Origin of the sequence: Okeania sp. SIO3B5, from assembly GCF_010692555.1 — a bacterium.
Classification (GTDB): Bacteria; Cyanobacteriota; Cyanobacteriia; order Cyanobacteriales; family Microcoleaceae; genus Okeania.
The window spans coordinates 25,082-47,611 of sequence record NZ_JAAHHG010000021.1 but is presented as its reverse complement, the minus strand read 5'-3'; the positions used below and the strand labels follow the sequence as shown (position 1 = coordinate 47,611).

The 22,530-nt window shown below is 37.8% G+C and carries 24 protein-coding genes and 3 pseudogenes; 14 read left to right on the top strand and 13 right to left on the bottom strand.

The window, feature by feature from the left end; translation table 11 throughout:
* Positions 1–83: 83 nt before the first annotated feature.
* Together F6K54_RS04865 and F6K54_RS04860 are read right to left on the bottom strand one after the other, a co-directional pair.
* Positions 84–425, bottom strand: coding sequence for a hypothetical protein (locus F6K54_RS04865; protein WP_293075193.1), 342 nt, complete (start codon positions 423–425; stop codon positions 84–86).
* 7 nt (positions 426–432) lie between these two features.
* Positions 433–525, bottom strand: coding sequence for a helix-turn-helix domain-containing protein (locus F6K54_RS04860; protein WP_293073223.1), 93 nt, complete (start codon positions 523–525; stop codon positions 433–435).
* A gap of 80 nt (positions 526–605) precedes the next feature.
* Between F6K54_RS04860 and F6K54_RS04855 the strand changes: the two genes are divergently transcribed.
* Complete coding sequence (locus tag F6K54_RS04855; protein ID WP_293075191.1) at positions 606–935, top strand: metal ABC transporter substrate-binding protein; 330 nt, start codon at positions 606–608, stop codon at positions 933–935.
* A gap of 2 nt (positions 936–937) precedes the next feature.
* Here F6K54_RS04855 and hisI read toward each other — a convergent pair whose 3' ends face one another.
* The gene (gene hisI / locus F6K54_RS04850; RefSeq protein ID WP_293075189.1) at positions 938–1,423 is read right to left on the bottom strand and encodes a phosphoribosyl-AMP cyclohydrolase; all 486 of its coding nucleotides are present in this window, start codon (positions 1,421–1,423) and stop codon (positions 938–940) included.
* Between the two features lie 17 nt (positions 1,424–1,440).
* On the opposite strand from hisI, the gene F6K54_RS04845 reads away from it, so the two are divergent.
* Positions 1,441–1,635: a hypothetical protein gene (locus F6K54_RS04845; RefSeq protein WP_293075187.1), complete on the top strand. Its 195-nt coding sequence runs from the start codon at positions 1,441–1,443 to the stop codon at positions 1,633–1,635.
* 35 nt (positions 1,636–1,670) lie between these two features.
* Here the strand turns inward: F6K54_RS04845 and F6K54_RS04840 are convergent, their stop codons facing one another.
* Complete coding sequence (locus F6K54_RS04840) at positions 1,671–1,991, bottom strand: hypothetical protein (RefSeq protein WP_293075185.1); 321 nt, start codon at positions 1,989–1,991, stop codon at positions 1,671–1,673.
* 207 nt (positions 1,992–2,198) lie between these two features.
* Between F6K54_RS04840 and F6K54_RS04835 the strand changes: the two genes are divergently transcribed.
* The 4 genes from F6K54_RS04835 (at position 2,199) to F6K54_RS04820 (ending at position 7,772) form a co-directional block, all read left to right on the top strand.
* Positions 2,199–2,600, top strand: coding sequence for a transposase (locus F6K54_RS04835; RefSeq protein WP_293075183.1), 402 nt, complete (start codon positions 2,199–2,201; stop codon positions 2,598–2,600).
* A 186-nt stretch (positions 2,601–2,786) separates the two neighbouring features.
* The gene (locus F6K54_RS04830; RefSeq protein ID WP_293075181.1) at positions 2,787–3,083 is read left to right on the top strand and encodes a hypothetical protein; all 297 of its coding nucleotides are present in this window, start codon (positions 2,787–2,789) and stop codon (positions 3,081–3,083) included.
* The gene (locus F6K54_RS04825; protein WP_293075179.1) at positions 3,080–3,202 is read left to right on the top strand and encodes a heme-binding protein; all 123 of its coding nucleotides are present in this window, start codon (positions 3,080–3,082) and stop codon (positions 3,200–3,202) included. Before F6K54_RS04830 ends, F6K54_RS04825 begins: the two co-directional genes overlap by 4 nt.
* Positions 3,203–4,049: 847 nt before the next feature.
* Positions 4,050–7,772 carry a hypothetical protein gene (locus F6K54_RS04820; protein WP_293075177.1) on the top strand — a complete coding sequence of 1,241 codons (3,723 nt, stop codon included), beginning with the start codon at positions 4,050–4,052 and terminating at the stop codon, positions 7,770–7,772.
* A gap of 200 nt (positions 7,773–7,972) precedes the next feature.
* Here F6K54_RS04820 and F6K54_RS04815 read toward each other — a convergent pair whose 3' ends face one another.
* Positions 7,973–8,503 (bottom strand): hypothetical protein, encoded by a 531-nt coding sequence (locus tag F6K54_RS04815; protein ID WP_293075175.1) that lies wholly within the window; start codon positions 8,501–8,503, stop codon positions 7,973–7,975.
* 149 nt (positions 8,504–8,652) lie between these two features.
* Positions 8,653–8,814, bottom strand: a complete 162-nt coding sequence (locus F6K54_RS04810; protein WP_293075173.1) for a hypothetical protein — start codon at positions 8,812–8,814, stop codon at positions 8,653–8,655.
* Positions 8,815–8,915: 101 nt separating this feature from the next.
* Between F6K54_RS04810 and F6K54_RS04805 the strand changes: the two genes are divergently transcribed.
* On the top strand, positions 8,916–9,491 hold the full coding sequence (locus tag F6K54_RS04805) for an EF-hand domain-containing protein (protein ID WP_293075171.1): 576 nt from the start codon (positions 8,916–8,918) through the stop codon (positions 9,489–9,491).
* A 164-nt stretch (positions 9,492–9,655) separates the two neighbouring features.
* Positions 9,656–9,760, top strand: a pseudogene (locus F6K54_RS04800) (IS1 family transposase); the annotation flags it as partial.
* Between the two features lie 180 nt (positions 9,761–9,940).
* On the opposite strand, the pseudogene F6K54_RS04795 reads toward F6K54_RS04800, so the two are convergent.
* From F6K54_RS04795 to F6K54_RS04765, 7 genes and pseudogenes are all read right to left on the bottom strand, one after another.
* Positions 9,941–10,783, bottom strand: a pseudogene (locus F6K54_RS04795) (NAD(P)/FAD-dependent oxidoreductase); the annotation flags it as partial.
* Positions 10,784–10,906: 123 nt separating this feature from the next.
* Positions 10,907–11,356: pseudogene (locus tag F6K54_RS04790) on the bottom strand (RNA-guided endonuclease InsQ/TnpB family protein); the annotation flags it as partial.
* 31 nt (positions 11,357–11,387) lie between these two features.
* Positions 11,388–12,053: a transposase gene (locus F6K54_RS04785; protein WP_293075169.1), complete on the bottom strand. Its 666-nt coding sequence runs from the start codon at positions 12,051–12,053 to the stop codon at positions 11,388–11,390.
* 62 nt (positions 12,054–12,115) lie between these two features.
* A complete protein-coding gene (locus F6K54_RS04780; protein WP_293075167.1) occupies positions 12,116–12,388 on the bottom strand; it encodes an NAD(P)-binding domain-containing protein in 273 nt (90 codons plus the stop codon).
* 664 nt (positions 12,389–13,052) lie between these two features.
* Positions 13,053–14,909: a tetratricopeptide repeat protein gene (locus F6K54_RS04775; protein ID WP_293075165.1), complete on the bottom strand. Its 1,857-nt coding sequence runs from the start codon at positions 14,907–14,909 to the stop codon at positions 13,053–13,055.
* Between the two features lie 106 nt (positions 14,910–15,015).
* Entirely contained in the window at positions 15,016–16,050 is a 1,035-nt protein-coding gene (locus tag F6K54_RS04770) for a J domain-containing protein (RefSeq protein WP_293075163.1), read from the bottom strand.
* Between the two features lie 601 nt (positions 16,051–16,651).
* Positions 16,652–16,870, bottom strand: coding sequence for a DUF5132 domain-containing protein (locus F6K54_RS04765; protein ID WP_293075161.1), 219 nt, complete (start codon positions 16,868–16,870; stop codon positions 16,652–16,654).
* 942 nt (positions 16,871–17,812) lie between these two features.
* Between F6K54_RS04765 and F6K54_RS04760 the strand changes: the two genes are divergently transcribed.
* The 6 genes from F6K54_RS04760 to F6K54_RS04735 form a co-directional block, all read left to right on the top strand.
* A complete protein-coding gene (locus tag F6K54_RS04760) occupies positions 17,813–18,442 on the top strand; it encodes a hypothetical protein (RefSeq protein ID WP_293075159.1) in 630 nt (209 codons plus the stop codon).
* Positions 18,443–18,838: 396 nt separating this feature from the next.
* A complete protein-coding gene (locus tag F6K54_RS04755) occupies positions 18,839–18,949 on the top strand; it encodes a GTP-binding protein (protein WP_366558055.1) in 111 nt (36 codons plus the stop codon).
* On the top strand, positions 18,942–19,925 hold the full coding sequence (locus tag F6K54_RS04750; protein WP_293075157.1) for a GTP-binding protein: 984 nt from the start codon (positions 18,942–18,944) through the stop codon (positions 19,923–19,925). The genes F6K54_RS04755 and F6K54_RS04750 overlap by 8 nt, the downstream gene beginning before the upstream one ends.
* Before the next feature lie 600 nt (positions 19,926–20,525).
* Positions 20,526–21,164, top strand: a complete 639-nt coding sequence (gene folE, locus F6K54_RS04745) for a GTP cyclohydrolase I FolE (RefSeq protein ID WP_293075155.1) — start codon at positions 20,526–20,528, stop codon at positions 21,162–21,164.
* Between the two features lie 719 nt (positions 21,165–21,883).
* Complete coding sequence (locus tag F6K54_RS04740; RefSeq protein WP_293075154.1) at positions 21,884–22,027, top strand: hypothetical protein; 144 nt, start codon at positions 21,884–21,886, stop codon at positions 22,025–22,027.
* 318 nt (positions 22,028–22,345) lie between these two features.
* A partial coding sequence (locus F6K54_RS04735) for a hypothetical protein (RefSeq protein ID WP_293075152.1) occupies positions 22,346–22,530 on the top strand: 185 nt, incomplete at its 3' end.

Genomic DNA, 22,530 nt, shown 5'->3' with positions numbered 1-22,530 from the left:
CCGCGTGGGAAGGAATTTAACCTCCATGATTATCAGAGTTACCCTTTGATAGGGTTGGCTGAACGTAAACCAAGGGGGTTTACTTAGACCAAACGAATCGCACCATAAGTTTTAATCCATCCAATTCGAGGCAGTTTTATGTGATTAAAATCTACTGATATTGAAGCATCTAAAGTAAAGTTATCATCTTTACCTTTTTTCTTGAATTTAGGTTTGCCAGAAACTTTGCTAAAGCAGCGTTTCCAAGCAAGGGACAAATACCTCAAAGCATAGCTCGGCGCTGTTTTAGAAACCTCGTAGTACCAATAGTTATTCGGTTTAACCATTGCTACCAAAAGTTTATGCAGGTCGATAGATGTGGGAAATTTAAGTTGATTATTAGGGTTGCTAGCATTATGATTAAGGATGTTTTTAGTTAACCACAAGCCCCAATTATAAGCATGACGGGCTACAAAGCGCGTGTTTAGCCAGTAGCGTTTTTTGCTGATTATTTGGGTGCAACTCAGTTTTGAATCCTAGTAGCATAAAATTCAAGATAAGATTATAGTAGGTAATACCAGATAGTTATAGATTATGTCAAGCTGTTATTTACCCCAGCCCCCAAAGTGGCGGTACACGAAGAAGCCGTCCAGAACATTATTGAAGTGGAGGCAGAACCCGACCCCCACATTTGGCATGACGTTGAAAACGGCATCCGCATGGTAGAGCAAATCGAGCAAACCCTGATTAAAATTGACCCCGACAATGCCGACACCTACGCCAGTAATGCTGATGCCCTCACCAGTAAGTTGGAGCGCTTAGACGCCTGGATTCCCAAACAAATTGCCACCATTCCAGAGAATAAGCGCCGTCTGATTACCACCCACGATGCCATGAGCTATTACGCCAGAGCCTATGGTCTGGTGGTCGAAGGTACCCTGCTGGGGTTGAAGTAAATTTACAATTTTGTTGGGTTGGGAGCATCACCATACACTGTTTTCGGGTCAAAGGTTTTCTCCGTTTCGGTAAATATTAACTGAATTGGTTCCTGGGATTCACTTGCACTTTTTCCCGTAGGAATACAGCGATAAAAACAAGAACGATAACCCACGTGACAACTAGCACCTGAACCAGCTACTTTAACCTGCATCCACAGACAATCTTGGTCGTCATCAATAGCTAACTGCTGTACTTTTTGCACCAGTCCACTAGATTGACCTTTATGCCATAGCTGCTGACGACTGCGACTATAATAATGAGCCTCTCCCGTTTCAATGGTTTTAACTAACGCCTCTTCGTTCATATAGGCGTGCATCAGCACTTCACCCGTGTTGACATCTGTGGTAACTACTGGAATCAAACCATTAGCATCAAATTTGGGTGCAAGTAACAAACCTTCTTCTACTTGTTCTACGGAAGTGCGGGCGGTAAATAGGGGATTCATGTTAGCTAAATTTTGTAATGAATGATAATCATTATTACATACAAAGCACCCACACCAGGAAAAATGGCAGAAGACGTGGCCAACAGTTTTTCCAATGTCGAATATATGGTCGTCAATTCGTTGAATCCCCTAAGAGTCAACCCTATTCACCACGGATGAAAGAACTTCGTCTTCTGCTGCACTATCTAAAATTTCAAACTCTTCCTACATAAGCATAGATAATTACTAATCAGCAACGCCATTTAATTTACTTAGAAACTTTGGCCGTCAGGCGATTGAGCAGTTGATTTAAATAGTCGGGCAGATGGGAATATTGATGGGGTTCATTCAAGTCTTGGCAATCTGTATTAAACTCGCAGTCTGGTAAAATTTTTCCCGTGTTGCCATCGACAAAAACATTCCAATATTTACCTACTAAACCGACAATACTAATGTTAATCATCCACTCATTATTATCAAAACAGGTTGCACCTACAACCTCAAACAAGTGACGATGTTCTGGAAATACTTCCAGATTGGACAAGAGATAATCGAGGGCTGTTTGTTTGATAGTAGTTAATTCTAACATATAGGTGTAATTTTCAAGTATTTACAATAGGTAGTACGGTTAACTTTCAGCCAATCACAGAGAAGTGGAACAGGTTTCATTGATTGAGGATGTAGAGCCATAATCTTTATACTACTTCCGTAATCTTTCAATATTTGTTAAACTTAGTTTATACTTCGCGAATATAAATCGCGAATCATCTTCTCCTTTTCTTAATGTTTCTCCTGTATGAATCAAAAACAAGCATCATCAGACCAAATTGAACGAATTGATCGTATCACATCCGCGATCGCTACTCTTGAGAGCCAAAAAAAACAAATTATTGCTCAAGGTGAAGTTGCTCCCCCAGGGACAGTAGTTTCTCGCTATCAAGTACGACAGCAGCAAAACATTTATTGGTACTACAAACTTCAAGCACAAGAGCCAATTTTTCCAAAAACTAACGAGGCTAAGAGTTTTAGTAAATATAAGCATTTAGGAAAACCTGGTAGTCAAGCTCATATTACCGCAGTAATGCAGGTGGTCAGGCGTTCTCAAATTGATGAAATTCAACGTACTATTGATACTTTGTCACAAAATTTATTGGACGTTGGTTTTGACGAGCAACCAAAACAAAAATCAAATAATTAACTGGACATATTCGCGAATAATATTTGCGAATCTATCTCTTTTGTTAAGTTCATCAACAGTATCAGTTGCTACTCAAACCCCTTGAAAGAGAGTTTAGATGATAAGATCCCTCTATAGGCTAATATTTAGATTTTTAAGTCTGATATTCTAGATTAGTAACGAAATAACCATATCCCCTAAGTAAAAATGTTAACTATTGGAACACAAAAAAGCGATCGAATTAGCACAATTACTAATACAACTTGGGCTGAATATATTAGTTTAGATTTGCCCAGTAAACGAGTCTCATTTCGCAATGGAGTTATTACTATCGTGTCCCCAGGACGTAACCATGAATTAATTGGTGATTATATTAGAGCAATTATTTGGGCTTACTGCCGTCAAAACAACCTTGCACTGTTTCCTTACAATCAAACTACTCTTAAGGAAGATGGAATTGAAGGGATTTTGGGATTCATGCCTCTAACAATGGCCAAATCATGATTTTTGCTGGGGGAATACCCCTTTACAGTGAGGGACAAGTAGTGGGGGCAATTGGAGTTAGTGGGGGGTCGGGAGAGCAAGACCATGCGGTAGCCGAAGCTGGAACCGCCGCATTTTAATTCTTGAAAAAATCATTTGAGATGGATAAGTTCATTAATGGATAATTGATAATTACCTCTGGTTAAAACCGTTACAGAATTGAATATAAGGAGATATTATTTCTTTTTTTTCCCCGATCAAGGGGAGGCTTTAAACCAGAATTATTTAATAATTAATAATTCGGTAAGATCAGGCTTGGAGAAGTCTATTTATTTCTTCTCGCTTGATTCTACCTTCATAGTCACAAATGATTAACTGGACTTTAGGAAAAAAAACGTTAAAAATAAGGTCAAACCTTTATACAGTAATGTTTTTACCTGAAATCAACGTTTTCTTGATATATCTAGGTTTCAGCCATTTTAAGCAAGTTCAGGTATTTCCCTTGCTAATACTGGGTTTGAAACCATTTTCAGTGTAAAAAATCTAAAAGTCCAGTTATCAATTATTGAACCAAACTTAACCATACACGATAACCTCCGGTTAAGCGTAAGCTATCCCAAATGCTACTGACTATTTTTGAGATCCCACAGAAAAATCGAGAACCCCACGAGCAAACTCAGGTAAGGATGCAGCACACCCAGCAGAAACGGCAACAGATATTTGATAGTTACCATCAGTCTCCGGCACTCTCTTAGCCGATTAATCCACAGCAGAAGCGGTTTATAATTGATATTGAATAACATAATCGAATCCTCAAATTTCTTTGACAATTCGATTTAACTAATCCGGGAATTCCCGGATGCAAGCTGACTGCTGAATTCGGGCAACTGCTTATAGAATGAAGGGAAAAGCAGATCCGGTACTGGTTCAACTTCCGGTATCCCTGACCTTTTTTACAAAACTTTACAGACTTTTTTGGTTTGACGAATGCCAAGACAAGGTTATGGCCCCACCGCCAAACAACGAGCGAAACGCTTTTTGGAGGCCCTATTAGACTATGCCAAATACGAGTTAGAACTGGATGAAACGGTCTGTAACAAGCTGAAAGTGACTCTGGAAAAAGATGGGTTAGGTCTGTTTGTGGTGGGAACTAAGGAGTTATTTGCAGAACTGACCAAGGCCGATCGCCATCCAGGGAAATTATCAGAAAGCGAAGTGGAAACGGCGATCGCCTATTTAGAAGACTTTCTGGAAATCCTCAAAAAGCATACTCAGCAAGGTTCCAAAGAGTGGCGATTGAGAATTACCCTTTGGCATTCGGACAAACAGAAGAACTTGAAAGCCTTTGAGGAGGAGTGCAAGCGCAAAAAGGCTGAAAAGAAATCGAAAGTCAGTCAAGATCCTTGGGTGCAGGTGCGGAAGTTTGTCCCGTCTGAGTTTGAATTGCTGGATGAGAAGTTTTTTCGGATGCGGGGAAGGGGAGACTCACCGATCCTGCGGTTGCCTTCGGCTACTTGGTCGTTGATTACCAAGGGAAATTATATAGACCGCGATCGCCAGAACGATCTGTTAACCCAAGCGGAGGATTTAGCAGAATACGATGGCATTTCTCTGTTGTTGATTCGGGGACAACCGGGAGCCGGTAAAACGGCGCTGATGCGGTGGTTAGCCTATCAGTTATCCAGTCAGGAAAGCATTGTCCTACAGAAAAAACCGCGCCGAGATGAGTTGTACTGGTTAGAGTCACTGGGGGAGTTTACCGAGCAAATCCACTATCGGCATTTCTATTTAATAGCCGATGATTTGTTTCGGGATGAGACCATTTTGGAGGAACTGGAACACAACGAACTTCAGTTTCCCCTAACTCTGATTGGTACAACCCGATTGAACGAAGACCAACAAGAGAGACTACGACGTTGGGGATATCCAATTCAATCCCTGGATTTAGAATTGTATCCATCAGAAAAAGAGCGGATTTGGCAACGGGTTTGTCAGCAAGACTCGGAAGCAAAGGGAAGGTTAGAGCGACTTCCCCCCGCAGAACGAGAGCGCCTGATGGCTTCTCCTTCGATGTTGGTGCTGATGTTGCAGCTATCGGAAGGGAAAGAGTTTGACCTGATTGTTGCCGATGTGATTAAACGGTTGCCCAGTGAAACAGATTATCCGGTTTATCAAGTCTTCGGCGTGATTTGCAGCTTTCACCAGTACGGAGGAATGGCGACACCGCCAGAAATATTGCCTTTATGTTTGCCGGACTATTCTTCTAAAGCAGTGCGCGATGTGGTGGATATTGCGACTCAGGCAGAGTTGAAAGGGTTGGTTAACAGTATATCCTGGCAAAAAATCCAGGGACTCAGAACGATTCACCAATTAATTGCTCAAACTGCGATCGCGGTTAACTACTCCCGCCGTCCAGGGGAAAACTTACCTTATTCCTCTCGTTTATTCGCAGACTATTTACACAGGGCAATTCAGACTTTAGATCCCACTAACGAAACCCACAAACGTTGGACTAATCATGGGTTGAGATTGTTAGTTGTTAATGGTGCAGATGCTCTGGTTCGTCAAGTGTTGCATGACTATCCAGAAAAAATTCAAACCCTACAACAGGAAGAAAACAGGATTACTGGATGGAGTATTTGGGGAAAAATATATGAAGCCCTGGGTTTATTTCAGGAGCGCGATCGCTGTTTGGATGCGATGCTCTCCACTGAGCCACAAACTGCCCATGAGAGGGTGTATTGGTTATCTTTAGTAGGAAGACTAGGAACATCTGAACAGAAACGAGAGGCGATCGCCCAAACTGCCACTTGGTTACAACATCATCTAGAGGATCATCATGTTCGCAGTCGATACCTAGCACTGATAGGGCAGTATGGAACATCTGAGCAGAAACGAGGGGCCATCGCTCAAACTGCTACTTGGCTGCAACATCATTCAGAAGATAACGTTGTTCGGAAACAATACTTAGCACTGATAGGGCAGTATGGAACATCTGAGCAGAAACGAGGGGCCATCGTCCAAACTGCCACTTGGCTGCAACATCATTCAGAGGATACCTCTGTTCGCACCCAATATTTAGCACTGATAGGTCAGCATGGAACACCACAGCAGAAACGAGAGGCGATCAATCAAACTGCCACTTGGCTACAACATCATTCAGAGGATAACTCTGTTCGCACCCAATATTTAGCACTGATAGGGCAGTATGGAACACCACAGCAGAAACGAGAGGCGATCACTCAAACTGCCACTTGGCTACAACATCATTCAGAGGATAACGTTGTTCGCACTCAATATCTAGCACTAATAGGGCAGTATGGAACACCACAGCAGAAACGAGAGGCGATCAATCAAACTGCCACTTGGCTACAACATCATTCAGAGGATAACTCTGTTCGCACCCAATATTTAGCACTGATAGGGCAGTATGGAACACCACAGCAGAAACGAGAGGCGAACGCCCAAACTGTCACTTGGCTGCAACAGCATCAATCGGATTCTAATGTTCGCACCCAATATCTAGCACTAATAGGGCAGTATGGAACATCAGAGCAGAAACGAGAGGCGATCTCCCAAACTGCTACTTGGCTGCAACAACATCAATCGCATTCTATGGGTTATCGAAAAAAGCGATCGCGTCGTAGAATAAAAAAGAACTCGCCTGTCCAAACTGTTACCCAACTGCAACATCATCCAGAAACAGGAGATGTTCGTACTCAATACTTAGTTTTAGTTGGCAAAGCCGGTAAAGATATTATCAATGTTGAGCCGATTATCGCCCAGCAGTGGCAGTGGATCGGCCAACAACCTAGAATAGAACAATTTCTATGGGATGCTTTTCTACCCGTGCTGTATTACCAGGCACAGGTTCACCCAAATTTAGTACCATTCATTGAGCCTGCCATTCAGCTTGCCTTAGAACAATATCCAGAAAACCGAAGTATTATCTCTAGCGTGTTTGCCTACTTCCGAGACTATTTAGACTATAAAACCTGCTATCGGTTAGCTGAAGTCATCAGTGAGTATCGATTCATCAACAAGATAAATTTATGGCGACATTTCATCTATGCAGCCAACTTTTTCCGAGATTATGGGGAGTTCGATAAAGCGGAAGCAATTTATCGACGAGTGTTAAAGACTGCCGAATCTTGGCTTAACAGAAAAAAAGGCGATCATCAAAACCTAGAAAAAACCATAAATTTTGCTTCTTTAAGTTATGCCTACCTCTTACTGCTACGCCAACCCCCCGATGTTTACCAAGCGATTGACTATTTAGAGCCAATTCTCCATGACAATCCCAAACATCAATTAGCTCACTGTTACATGGCACTCGGCTATCAAGCCAAAGGCGACCAATTTTATCCCCAAGCCATCCAGCATTTTGAAAAATCCATTCAATTTGACCAACAGAAAACGGGTCATTTTTGGTATGAGTTTGGCTGCTTTTACCGAGATGCAATGAAGGATCGAACAACCGCCTGGAAATGTTTGAAAAATTCCCTGAATCAGAAGGTCAATCTTCCAGCTTGTGTTGACTTGGCCAACTTGGAAATAGAATCAGGAAATTATCAAATTGCCCAAAAATTACTCCAACAAGGAATTGCACTTGTTCCCATCACTCGTCCCGAAAAAGAACAGCGGGAAAAATTACAGCCCCGCATTGACTCGATTCAGAAAGCAATTGACATCCACCAGAATTCACTGTGAAGGTAAATGTAAGAAACCGGGTTTCTTGCGGTGGGAAATTAAAGAGCGATCGCGCTTGGTTGCGGATGCCATATCCCCTAGACACAGAAAGTTAATTTTCTTCAGCAAGCCCTAATTAAAATTAATTGGTTTATTTACAATTGTGTCGGGTTAGGGCCATCACCATAAACGACTTTTAGGCCAAATGTTTTTTTGTACCTTTAGCTAATTAATAATCCACCCCAAGCAAGTAATAAAGAAAAAAAGATCGCCGCGATCGCCTGTCTAATTAACAGCAATAAGGCAAATCGAAGAGACTGTTCTCGCGTAATAGTTAACAGAGTAACCAAACAAGGTAGCAATACTCCTGCTAGATACACCCCAGTCAAAACCTGCAATGGAGTTAACATAGCCAAGGTTTCCGGTTCCGCAAATAATAGCAGTCCATCTTTGCGAATAGAAGCTAAAATAATAGGCAATGAGGCTTCAGGTGGTAAATTAAACCATCCCATCAAAGGATTAATAATATTGGCTAAAGCTGCGATCGCTCCTAACCAATTTAATACAGAAGCAATAACAGTAATAACTAAAAATATGGGAATCGCATTAAACAAAAATTGATTAAGAGTTGACTTAGCTTCGCGCCAAATTACTAACCAACGCGGGAATTCTAAAAATGCTCTTCCTTCGATTACTAGGGGATTCTGATTCGATTTAGCTATAGGGGAAGAAATCATGTAGGTATATATCAAGGTAGTTGCGGTTAGATACAGCAGGTAAGGAATTATCAAGTAAGGTAACTTGGCAGCACTAAACACCCCTAAAGTTGCGCCAAACTGTTTAATATTTATGTTTTTCCTTCCCTATTCCCTATTCCCTCTGCCGTGACTGTAGCAATATTTTATGAAATTGGTATTAGAGGAAATTGAAGATGAAAGGCGTTGGGACGATTCATTCTCCCGTTCTCCGGACGTTCTCGCCAAGGTTGCTGCTTCAGCAATGGCTGAGTACCACGATGGTGAAACCCAAGAACTCTATCCAGATAAGCTGTGAAATCACCCACTACCACTCAATTCCGCTTTCCATTGACTTCTCTTTCCTTAACTTGACACCAAAGGTTGAAAATGCTAAATTTGCCAAAAGTTAATTGTGGAATTAGGAAGAATGTCTCCAGAAAATTTGTTGTCATCTAATTTTTGGGTTGCCAAGATGAAGACCTACTTCAAGGTCATGGACACTAACCAAAATGGTTTTTTGTCGCGCTCTGAATATGAAGAGATTGCGGAGCGGTTGGTACAAAATCAAAATGATCGGTCGAAAGACGAAGAAATTCGTGCAGTGTTTCGCTCCCTGTTTGATAACTTTGTTGCTGGAGGGAGTGAGGTCGATGCTGAAACCGAGATCGGTTACGAAAAGTTCCTAGCCAATGCTGCAAAGGCCGTCTCGTTGATGCAATCGTCGCGTGAAGCGGGTAGACGAAAGAACGAAGTGTTCTTTGATTTCGTCGATACAGATGGCTCTGGAAAGATATCCCGTGAAGAATACCGAAAATATCTAGCAATATACTCTGGGGGAGAGGATACCGACCGTGCCGATCTAGCTTTCGACAGCATCGATGTTGATGGCAATGGTTTCATCTCCCGTGTCGAGTTCATTGAAGGTCATATGAACTACTGGTATGAACCCACTAGCGATCCGAGCTATTCTCCGCTTCCCTATGGGCCATTGGTAGATTCATAATATTAACCCGAGTTTGGGAATCGGCTGTGTGGTAGGTATTGACTTTAGCCGCGATCGCTCACCCTAAGCGATCGCCGTCATCCTTTCTTGTCACAAAGTTTTAACACTTGCCGTTAGTATAATAGTTCCGCGTCCCTTTCGCATCTGGTAGTTCACCATGTAAATATCGAAAAACTCTCTGTTACTCTAAATCTCTAAAAATGTTGAAGTATTCGATTCGTTTACTTGTACATTACTTGAGATTTAAAACTGTACCAGTTCCCACTTAAACATTACGCATTCTCCAACGCCATAAATCTTAGAGACTGTTTGTAAAGTTTTGTAATGTACAATGATTGACCTTTAAACTGTAACAACTTGGTTATTTATCCCAGATTTTATAGGCTGAAATACCCAATTTGTGAGGGGTAAAAGCACTTCATAATTCTTTACAAACAACCTCTTATAGTTCAACAAACACAATCGTTATCGCAGCAAGAAAGGTCATCTAAGAACAAACCTTGTCGGCGATAGGCTTCCAAGGTCGTTGTATCGATTCCCAGACGTTGAGCGATCGCATTTCCTACCACAGCAAATCGCTGCCGAAATTTATAAATGAAACAAAAAATTAGATTGCCGTGACGCACTGAAGGACCGACGACAAATAATCCTGGAGTTAGGGTAGACTCATCTTCTTGAGTCAGAGCTGCATAGCCATTTGACCAGTCAAATAGAGGTGCGATTTGTTCTAAACTGCTATTAAACCCCGTACAGAGAATTGGCTGTGTAGAACTAAACCACTCTTCGTACTCGCTCTCCACCACATATCCTTTTTTTACTGCTTTGACTGCTTCAATGTACTTGTCTCCAATTAGTTCGATCAGACCCATAGAATAAGCTACTTCTAAACGTTTTATACTATAAGGAGACAGAGAAACACTAGGATCTGAGTCTATGTTTAACCAGCTACTATTGCGATCAATTAACTTTACTTTTTTCCCTAATGCTGCCAAAACTGACGCTGCATCTACACCGCTTTCATAGCCTCCGATAACTACAAATTCGTTCCCCTCAAGCTCTGTCCAAGAACGTATTTGGGAATTATGAATACACAATTCTGCCCCTGGAAAAGGATTAAGATTGGGATATTGAAACTCTCCTGCTGCCCAAATCACAAACTGTGAGCGCAACTCGCCTTTAGAAGTTTCCAAGATAAAACCTTTGCCTTGAGGTAAAGCTGCAATAGTTTTCACATTTGTCTCGGTTTTTATAGGTAGTTGAAAATGCTTTGCTACAGTCTCCAAATATAGGGCATATTCTTTCCGTTCTTAGAAACCTACGATAATCTATATAAATCTATGATTATCTGTTCTATTCTTGCTTCAAGCTGGCAACGTCGGCGTTATCCAGTCCACAAGCTGACACGGACGTTCGCGTTAGCGTTGCGGAGCAAACTGCCCGCCATAGCTAAATTTAATGCTGCATTTCCTACGGAATGCTTCGCAAACAAATCTCGTTCGCGCTAGCGTTGCGGAGCAATCACAGCTAAAATTGCAGTGTTCGCAATTGAAAACACGCTCTGATAACAACAAAGATTCTTTAACAGTTCCACACCTACTGCAGGTTTTAGAACTAGGGAACCATCTATCAACAATAATTAGCTCAGAACCGTATAACTCACACTTGTACTCTAGTTGTCTTCTAAATTCATAAAAACCCATATCAGCAACAGCCTTAGCTAGCTTGTGATTTGACATCATTCCTGATACATTTAAGTCTTCTATGACTATTTGGCTGTGGTTTTTAGCCAGATAAGTAGTCAGCTTATGCAATGTGTCTTTTCTGATGTTGGCTATCTTGTTGTGTAACTGAGCTATTTTGAGTTGCGCTTTTTTCCAGTTGTTAGAGAACTTAGTTTTATGCCTGTGCCCGGTATTGCAGTCGTGATAGTTTAGCTTCTAACTTTTTTTTCGACTTAGCACCAACAAAAACTTCACCAGTAGATAATGTGGCTAGAGATTTTATACCTAAATCTACACCAACTACATCTACTGATTTCTCGGTAATTTGAGTTTCTCTCTCTATCTTGAAACTGATGAACCAACGGTCAGCTTTTCGGCTAATAGTTACAGACTTAGGGGTAATATTATCTGGTAATATTTCGTAGGTTTTCACCCATCCAATTCTTGGTAATTTTATACTGTTAAAACCGACTGTAATTGAACCATCTAAAGTAAAGCTATCATCTTTACCCTTTTTCTTGAATTTAGGTTGACCCGAAACTTTTTTAAAGCAACGCTTCCAAGCTTCTGATAAATACCTTAAAGCATATTGAGGCGCTGTTTTCGATACTTCATAATACCAATAGTTATTAGGTTTAACCATTGCTACCAAAAGTTTATGCAGGTCGATTGCCGTCGGAAATTTAAGTTTACTATTAGGATTGTTGGAATTGTGATTAAGTATGTTTCTAGTTAGCCATAATCCCCAATTATAAGCATGACGGGCTACACCAGCGTGTTTAGCCAGTAACGTTTTTTGAGGATTATTAGGGTGTAACTCAGTTTTGAATCCTAGTAGCATAAAACTCAAGATAGATTATCATAGATAATACTAGATAACCATAGATTATGTCAAGCTGTTAATTACCCTGAAAGATGTTCCTTTCTGAAACTGAGGGCAGGAGAAGTATTTAAAACTACTGCGTTGAGATCCAGCAATCCAAAACCATGACTGGGAAACGACGGCGTAATGAATCCCATTTCTTCTGGCCAACGGCTAAAAGAAGCCCCTATTTGATGTCGTTCTAAAATGACAAAGTTTTCAATTCCTAAATCTTTTAAGACTACTCCACAGCCAATTCCAGCAGCCCCAGCCCCCACAATTACAACTTCAAAACGATCGTTAGTTTTGTTCACCAGCAGACAATCTCGAATAGATACTTTATGATAATGATAATTATTCTATAAAAAAAAAGCTAGCTTTCTAACAAAAAATAACGGTAGGGATTTTAGGGAGGATTTTTGTTAAGAATATAGTCTGGGCAATCGCTCTAACTTTTATCCACAGTTTGTTGATTTGGAATAGGATTAATACCAATTTGAAAAAAGAATGTTACGAATAATAAGCACCACAAAAAGACTTTCAGATAAAGTCTGTTTCACGAAAAAGGTAATTTCCAAGATCAAAAATGGTATTAAATTTATCCATTCTGCATTCTCAATTCTAAATTATAAATTAGAATAAATACCCTAACTATTTGTAGCAAACATTTATCAATTTGGTATAAATTCTCTAAAATAGCGGAACGGAGTTATATTACTCCTACTTAGGGTTTGCTGAAAAAGTCTGATGGGTGAGGGCCGGAGTCAGGAGTCAGGAGGAATGGGAAATTTAGAGGAGGGAGGAGGAAAAATCATCATTTATGAATAAAAAGCGGTCGAGGGATGGCAAAGTCTCCTCGCCATATCCAATCGACTAAGAGAAGAAAAAAATCCTTTTAGCCAATCCTTCTATTACAGAAGAGGTAATTATTAATTATTCATTATTAATTATTAATTATTAATTATTGACAAACAGCCTCTAAAGAGACTGTTGATATTTCACCAAAAGTTCAGGAATATAATCATAACCATCCACTCCAATAACTGGCAAAATTTCTGACCGTTTTCGACCTAAAATATCATTAAAATCTTCTCCCAATTGCCCTTTCAACACAACCATCAACCCAGCAGTTTGCCGCCATTCATTAGCACCAATTTGCTCTAACAAATACATACCCAAACAACCTGCAAAAATAGCTTGCTCCAAATTTTGTAAACTATAGTAAGCCTGAGCAAGATAAGCCAAATTCAAACCTTGTAAATATAAATCCCCAGAATATTGAGCCGCTTGCCAACCACCCACCAAATATAACAGCGCATCTTCAGGTTTTTCTAACACCATAAATGCAATTCCTAGACTACTAAAACAAAGAGACTTACTCTGACCATCACCCAAATTTTCTGATAATTTTAAACCCTGTTGTAGATAATTAATAGCATTTTCATAAATCTCAGTTTCCATCATTTCTTGTTGTCTAGCTTGGAAAACTTCACTAAAACCTAAATTAGCTAAAGCATTAGCTTCCCCTTTTTTATCCCCTATTTGTCGAGAAAACATCAAAGCTCTTTGACTATAATTAATTGCCTCACTATAATCTTGCATCGCCACACAAGTCCGACTCAAATGATTAAGATTAGCAATTTCACAGAATTTATCCTCAGTTTCTTGGGCAATTTCTAAAGCTTGTTTATGAAATTCCATTGCCCTTAAATTTTCCCCCAAAGTCTGCTGAGAATAACCCAATAAAGTTAAAATTCTTGCCTTTGCTTGAGTACCTTTAACTATTTGCAAAGGTGCATCTAAATAACTCAAAGCATTCTGTAAATATTCTCCAGAAAAAGAAGCAAAAATCCCACCATAGAGCGGAAAATATTCTTGTTGAGAAAAGGCGCGAAAAATTTGCAATGCTACCTGAAAACAAGAATTAGTTAAACGAGGTCTAGCTTGAAAACCATTAGCTAATTGACACCAAATAGTAGCAAAAGTCAAAAAAGTAGAAATAGATAATTTTGCCCCTACCTTAGCATCATAAATTAACTTATCAAACCATTCTACTAATCCCCTTTGTAAACATTGTAAAATTAATGCCAATTCAACTAAATTACTAGCCTCAATACTCGCCTTACTCGCAAATTCTACAATCGACTTTTCCAAGGCAATAGTATTGAATAAACCCTCTGGAAAAGAACTATTTACCTGTTTTGCCCATAAAACCCACGGTCCTCGTTGTTCGGGAGTACCACCAAATCCTAATTGGCCTCTACTTTGGTCATAGATCCAACTTACCAAATAAGGTTGCAGTCGTTGCCAAGCTTCCAAACCTTTATTAATGCCAGTCGCAAACTGTTGCAAATCTTTTTCTAACTCAGAGTCAGCAGTTTGGAGTTTTTGTTCGTCTAGATTTTGGGCCAGTTTTTGTATTTGATTGAGAGTTAGGGGTTGTTTTTGGTTAGGATCAATAGCATTGAATAAAGTAGTCAGGCGATCACTAGACTCAGCATTAATAATTTCTTGTACAGAAGAAGCGATCGCTTCTTGAGTCTGATTTAGTTTTTCCCACCGCTTCCATTCTCCTTGAATAGTTTTTAATGCTCGCAAACGACGATTAGCTTTTGCTTGTTTTAACTCATCAGTTTCTGTATCTACTTGATTTTGGAAAGTTTGCAGACGTTCATCAAAACAACGTTCAAAAATTTCGCCCGTACCACTGCTAACTTCTTTTACCAGCATTTGATATACTTGTTCTTTAGAACGAATTTGACCTTTGAGAGTAATTTCCACAATGTGGTCAATTAAATTGAGATAGCGTTCCTGCCAAGAAATAGATTCTGTCATTTCAGTTATCAGTTATCAGTTATCAGTTATCAGTTATCAGTTATCAGTTTTTCCTATCCTTCTTTTTTCCTTCTTTCTTCTTAATCAGTATTGTGATTAAATTAATTTATATATTTACCACTACAAACATTTCATTAATCATATCTTCCATATCATCTATATTTACATAATTAGGACCTCTAACAAACTCTTTTAGTGTAATTTTCCGGTCTTTAAAATCTTTAACAAAATCATGCAATGCTTGCAAAGAATGTAGATCGACTTCTGCTTCTGCAATCAACATTTCCATCAAATTTTCTCCTTGTCGCTTTGCCTTGCGATACTGTTTTACCATATTTCCTTGAGGAGTCTTTTTCACCTCTCGTAATTCTAATTTAACTTGTTCATATTGTTGAGATAATAGTTCAATTTCTTTCTCTAATTGTTCGCATTCTTTTTCACTATCATTTTGGGAAAACTTAACATTTTCTTGATTTTTATCTCTTTCAATCTCTAGTAACCGAGCTAGATCGCCACTTTGATAAGCAATATTAATTTCTTTCATTATCTCAGTATAGAAAATACGAGTTTCATTATCGCTAGCTTTATCTGGATGAAATTTATCGGCTAATTTTAAGAATATTTTTCTCAGGTCTCTACTTGGACGTGGTTGAGAAATATCTTCATTTTCATCGTAATGATGATTTTCTCCAAAAAAATCTTTCTCTTTTGTCTGTTCATAATCATCTCTATCTTCATCTTCATCTTGAACATTTGCCGATGATGGCTGAGAAAAATATTCTGGCCGAGGAGAAATTTTACCTGTTAATTGTAAGACTTGATAAATCTCTAGAACCTCTTGTTTTTGACGTTTTCCTAAACGTTTATTACTTAAAATTTTCTCAAATAGACCATGAATTTTTTGATCTAGACTATTTATTTTTTCATAAAATGGTCTACTTTTTTGAACCATTTCTTGAGTAAGTGTTTGCATTTGTTGAGTCAGGTTAGACAACTCAGTTTTTTTACGTTTGATTTTGGTCAGAAGTTTTTTATGTTGTTCGTTGAGAAAATTAATCCTAGCGTGAATAGAAGAGAATGATAGGGCATTTTCTTGAGGTAGAGAATTAGAAGTGGCTTTTTTTTGAGTTTTTCTTGGCATAGATAGTAAGTATAATAATAACAATTTTGGCAATTTAATCTTTTATAGTTTATCGCAATTTACCGAAAAGCGACGTTTAAGGCCCCCGTGTTTTAACCCTATGCTTTATAAACATCTTTCTTAACATAAAAATTGACAAAATAGACAAGTTATGTACGAGTCTTTAAAAGGTTTTTGTCAGAGAAAAAGTGTATTCAAAAGTACATTTTTTTTGATTACCGAAAAGCAACGTTAAAAGCATAGGTGTTTTAACCGGGGGATGAAAACAAGCGAGTCGTTTAGACTAGACAACTAAAGTTTTCCTGTGCTATTATCTGGATATACAAACGTTTAGACAAAAGTAAGCAGCAAAGCATGGTTTAGACGCTATGCCGACTGTGTAGGGGCACTTTTACTTGTCCCCAAAGAAAAGAGTTGATCTTTGGTCAGAATCATGAGAAACGAAGCAACAAGGATTTATCCTGTTGCATAGTATCAACTTAGAATTCCCTCGGCTTTAGCCAGGGGAGTAGTCAATTAAAATTATTAACACAAAAAAAACAGGGGATGTTATCCCCTGTTGCCAACAGAATTTACCAACAATATGCTTTTTAATTATTAATTAGTCTTTAACAGAAACTTTTACCATTTGCGCTGCTGTGATTTTTTCTGTCTTGACTTCAACTGCTAAAGTATTAACTATTTCTCCAATTGCACCTAAAGTTGCTTTACTATTGTCATAAAGTCTTATACCACTTTTAATAATTGTCTTAGCAATAGACTTTTTAAATACGAAAACTAATAGATTAATCTGCTTAACTGTTTTCAGTAGACTTGACATAATTGATTTCCTTTTTTTTAGTTAAGGTTACGAGTATTTCAAGTTTTTATCGGTAGAATTTTGCTATTTATTGTGGTGTTTTTTTTGTAGAGTTAGAGTGAGCTTTATATTTTAATTTTTTTAGATTATGTATAGCTTTCATTTTTATATTGAACTGTAGCCCAATCTCACAAGTCATTCTTCTAAATTAAATTCCTCTGATTTGGAACAGCTTATCTATTACTAATCTATGATTTCAAATGAGGTTTATTGCTTCATTAATTTATAGATTAATACTATTCTCGAAAAAAAGCAAGCCTTGTTACGGTTATTCATAATTTTGTTTTATTAGAAAAATTTAATGTCAACCTGGAAAACCTTAATTTTAAAGACTTTGAAAGGAGTAAGAGAGTAATTTTAAACTTCAAAGACAATGCTCTACTAAGGTGATTTTATAGGTATTTATTCTCAAACAATTAAAGTTATATTATTTAGATTAATCGCATTTTATTAGTGGGACAAGTTTATGAAAGTCTGGGACGTACAGTCAGATGTCGAAAATTTTGCTCCTATTCATTTAACTGGAGATGCTGGGACAATACTAGGGCGTGTCATCAATTAAATCTGAAAGTTCTATGTAGTAAGAGTTTGGAACTTTTGGCCTGGAAAGACTCTAGACGCTCAAAACCCTGACTCACAAAGCTTATAGTTCTAATTGATGACAGACCCTAGATTTGTATGAGTACTGGCCTTATTTTGAAGGTCAGAAATTTGGAGATACTTGGCCAAAGTATCGGGCAAAGTTTAAAAGCCTAAATGCTCCTGGAAGCTTTAAAAGAGCTGTTGAAAATAGGGAGTAGAGAGTAGGGGGAAAGAATTGATAATTTCTGTGCAGTAATTGATATTATTTTTTATTATCGGAAATGTCTATTATATAAAAGCGACGAATAAATCAGATAATGAGTGTCAACTATTACCAATTACTCTTTAATGTTTACTGGAATTATTCAAGAAACGGGAAAAGTTTATCAAGTTCGCTCACAAGGTTTGGGATGTGAATTAATTCTTGATGTTTCTGATAGTTTATATACTGAAGTGGAAATCAAGTCTAATATTTCTGTCAATGGGCGGGCATTAACAATTTTAGGTAAAGAGATATTAGGAGAGTTTTATCTATTAAAGTTTTATCTAGCTTCGACAAAAGTTGCTGCACAATATGAAAGGCAGAAAAAGCTGAATTTAGAAAGGTCTATTCGTTTGGGAGAAGAAATTTCTGGGTCTTTATTTTATGGTGTACCTTCGGGGTATTGTCAGTTAATTTCTCTTGATAAATTATCAGGGGGAGGCATAAAAATTGAGGTAGTTTGGCAGCATGATTTTGTTCAATATCTTGATGTTAAAGACCAGGTTTGTTTGGATGGAGTACTGTTAATAATTAGGGAGATGGGCAAATTTTCTTTAGTGTTTGATATTTATCCAGAAACAGTTAATTTGACTAATTTGGCAGAAAAGGAAATTGGAGAATATTTTGCGATTGAAATTGACCCAATGGTTAAAAAGATAGGGCAAATTTTAACAAAAAAACTTAGTTGAAAGCTGATATCAAATCTGGTTAAACAGTTATAGAATAGACATCTCCAGAAAAGAGGCAGTAGGCAGTAGGGAACCCACCACTCGCCCATCCCCCTCCCAACCCACCCCTCGCCCCTCCCAGGAGTCTTAGATGTTAATCGGCCTGTGAGACAAGAAACTTCTTTGTTTGAGAAGCTCCCGTTATAATCGCTCTTATTTAACGGGAGAGAACTTCACAAGTAAAATATCCATATATTGAAGCAAATCAGCTCAAAGAATCTCTTAAGTCAACTAGAAATAGCAACTTTCCAGCTAGTCAGCAACCCATATTAACAATGCTTTCCTGCTGAATGCTGCGCAAACAGCCAGAGGTACTGTTAGTGTAGCTCCTTCGGAGGAGGCTAACTGATAACTGAAATGACTGGTTTTCTTCTTAGTAATAAAACAACCTTTCTCAATCCTATTCTTCAAAATCAACAAAATTTAAAAGTAGCTGTCTTCGTCAATAAATTTAGCCATAATGAATAATTCACTACAATTAGATATTCCTAAAAGAGGAATGCCAGTTACTATTGTTACTGGATTTCTAGGCAGTGGTAAAACAACCTTAATAAATCAAATTTTGCATAATAAGCACAACTTAAAAGTTGCAATATTAGTTAATGAATTTGGTGACATTAATATAGATAGTCAGTTATTAGTAGATATTAATGACAACATGGTAGAACTTAGCAATGGTTGTATTTGTTGTACTATGAACGAAGGATTAGTAGATGCAGTCTACCAAGTTTTAGAACGGGATGAAAAAATTGATTATTTAATTATAGAAACCACAGGTTTAGCAAACCCTTTGCCGATTATTTTAACCTTTTTGGGTACAGAATTAAAAGATTTAACTTACTTGGATTCTGTGCTGACTTTAGTGGATTGTGAAAATTTTACACCAGACCATTTTGATAGTGAAGCAGCCTTTAAACAGATTGCTTATGGAGATATTATTTTACTTAATAAAACAGATTTAGTCTCCCAAGATCGAGTAGATTATTTAGAGTCTTATATTAAAACTGTAAATAATGGAGCTAGGGTTTTGAGAAGTGAGTACAGCCAGGTACCATTATACTTAATCCTAGATGTAAATCTATCCAAACTTCAGCCTTGTTTTCTAGAAGAAAATAATAATCAGCGTGAACTACAAAACATCCCTAAAGATCATCTAATAAATGATGGCTTTACATCTATTTCATTCCGAAGTGAAAGACCTTTTTCTGCCCTAAAATTTCAACATAATTTTCTAGATGAATTACCAGAGAATATATTTAGAGCAAAAGGGATTCTTTGGTTCAAAGAAAGTGAATCAAAACATATATTCCAATTGAGCGGTAAACGCTATGATATGCAAGTAGATGAATGGTCAACCACTCCGACAAATCAGTTAGTATTGATTGGACGAAATTTGAATCCATTAATGATTCAACAAGATTTAACAAACTGCCTAACTATGTGATATAATTTTGATAAATGTTTGCTACAAATAGCTAGGTATTTCTTAGAATTAAGGAGTCAGGAAGACCAAGTCAGAATGAATGGCTTCAATACCAGTTTTTAGGTCATAAATTCTTTTTTTCTCTTGGTGCGCTACCAGGCGCGACTGATGTCGTCGCGGGGTCTGACAGCTTTTTCAAAAGGAAATCTCCTGCACTTGTCTTTTGAGCATACTTATTATTCGAGTTATTTGAGCAAATTATTTTTTCAAATTGGAGTGACAAATTAAACTCAGTTATTCTAGGATAAATACTAGATAATATTCCTCATAATTAATCTGACTTTAATGTTGGAAAATATCTGCCAAACTCTCCGAAAAAATATGTAAGCATTCAGCATTCAGCCGTCAGCTATCAGCTATTGCTTTTAGTTTGCGATAAAAGCTTTATTAATTGTCTTACTAGAAAAGATAAGTTTGCTTCTTTGCCCTTAAAGTCTATATTAATTTAAACACTGTCTTTAAGGAGAGAGTATTGCTGCTGATAGCTGACAGCTAATAGCTGTTTGCGCAGCATTCCGCAGGAAATGCTTACAAAAATATTAACCTTCAAACCTTTGAACTATGACTTTACCAATCACTCCAGAATTTGTTTCTACCGATGAATTGAACACAAAATCTCAGCCTCCTGTTACAGAAGCTGAAATGATTCAAGCGGTGAGAACTTTATTAATAGGATTAGGAGAAAATCCAGACCGAGAAGGATTATTAGATACTCCTAAAAGGGTGGTAAAAGCACTAAAATTTCTAACTTCAGGTTATCATCAATCTCTAGATGAATTGTTGAATGGAGCTGTTTTTAATGAAGATGCCTCAGAGATGGTTTTAGTTCGAGATATCGATCTTTTTAGCTCTTGCGAGCATCATATTTTGCCTATTATTGGTCGCGCTCATGTAGCATATATTCCCAATGGAAAAGTAATTGGACTATCAAAAATTGCTCGAATTTGTGAAATGTATGCCCGACGTTTACAGGTACAAGAACGTCTAACAGCACAAATAGCTGATGCACTTCAAGGATTACTTAAGCCTTCAGGTGTTGCTGTAGTTGTTGAAGCAACTCATATGTGTATGGTGATGCGTGGAGTACAAAAACCAGGTTCTTGGACAACTACTAGCGCTATGCGTGGTGTTTTTGCTGATGATATCAAAACTCGTCAAGAATTTATGAGTTTAATTAGGCATAGTAATTCTTTTCATTAGTTTTTTTAAGTTTAGCTAGAATAACAAAAAGGTAAGCATTCAGCAGTCAGCTTTATTACCTTTAGTTAACAAGTCAATTTCGTTGCTCTTGTGCTTCAAATATTTGAAAATGTAGGAGAAGTTAAGCTAATACTTGCTTAATTAATTTTTATTGCTGAGAGCTAAATGCTAATAGCTGAATGCTTAGACAAAAAGTCGATTGGTATTAAAATTTCTGATGATGCTAAGACAAAAAGCATTAATACTAAAATCAGAAAGGAAGAGACTTTTTGCCCCATACTTAGAATTGCTCCTATTGAGTTACAAAGTATCTGAGCATCAATAAATGTAACAGGACTTACGCACCCAAACAAGAAACCCGGTTTATTGCCCTAATTCTTGTTTTTTAAACCACGAAATTTAGTTGGTAAACCTGGTTTCTGCGTAAGTCCTGTTTATTAATATTTATGTTTTTCCATGTTACGAAAATACCTAATTCATTAGGTGCAGAAATGATAGAAGGTGCGGAACTTTTTCAGATTCATTGTGTGGGTTGTCATGCTAATGGAGTTCAATAATTTAGAATTTAGAATGCGCGAATTTAGAATTACCTCTCCTTGAAAAGAAGAGGATTGATTCAAAGGACAATTTTTATTTATTATCCCCTTAAAAGGAGAGGCTTTAAACCACAATTTTTCGGTAATATTGTTAGATGGGGAAAAAATTTCAAAATAGAGATTTTGGAAAGAAATAAACTAGATTCTGTGGAGGCGATCGCTTACTTAGGGTTTGCTTATGGAAAGTCTTTTTGCTGGGGTAGGAGACAGGAGACAGGAGACAACCCACCCCTAACCCCTCCCAGGAGGGGAAGACAGGAGAAATAGGAATTTAGAAGAGGTAGGAGTAAGAATTGTAAGAATGATTTTTCTGGCCAACTATGTGCCAAAATACGCTCCTTTTTGAGCGTCAAGAGCTGAAAACCAAGGTATTACAGACCCCAAAAAGGCTAAAGTCTATATATGTCAATGCTTTTAGATTTAATCAGCAAGCTCTACTTGGTTAAGAATGGAAAAAATAATGTGTAAGCTTACAAAGACTGTTTAATAGAAACAGAGATAGAAACTGTATCTGGTTATGTGTTGAAGCTGGCAAAAAATGGTTGGTGTTAATATTTAATTTAGACCGACTTTAGGATGCAAGTAATGCCAGCAGAATCAGAAAAACAAAATCGGCAAGCTGAAGACTTTCAGCAAGAAATAAAAAAGCTGATTCAAGATAATCAGCTTGATTTAGCTACTAAAAGAGTAATGGATTTTGCTGATGATTTTGCAGTTTATAAAAAACGGAAATATGAAGCAATTGATTTTCAGCGTCGCTATACTGAACT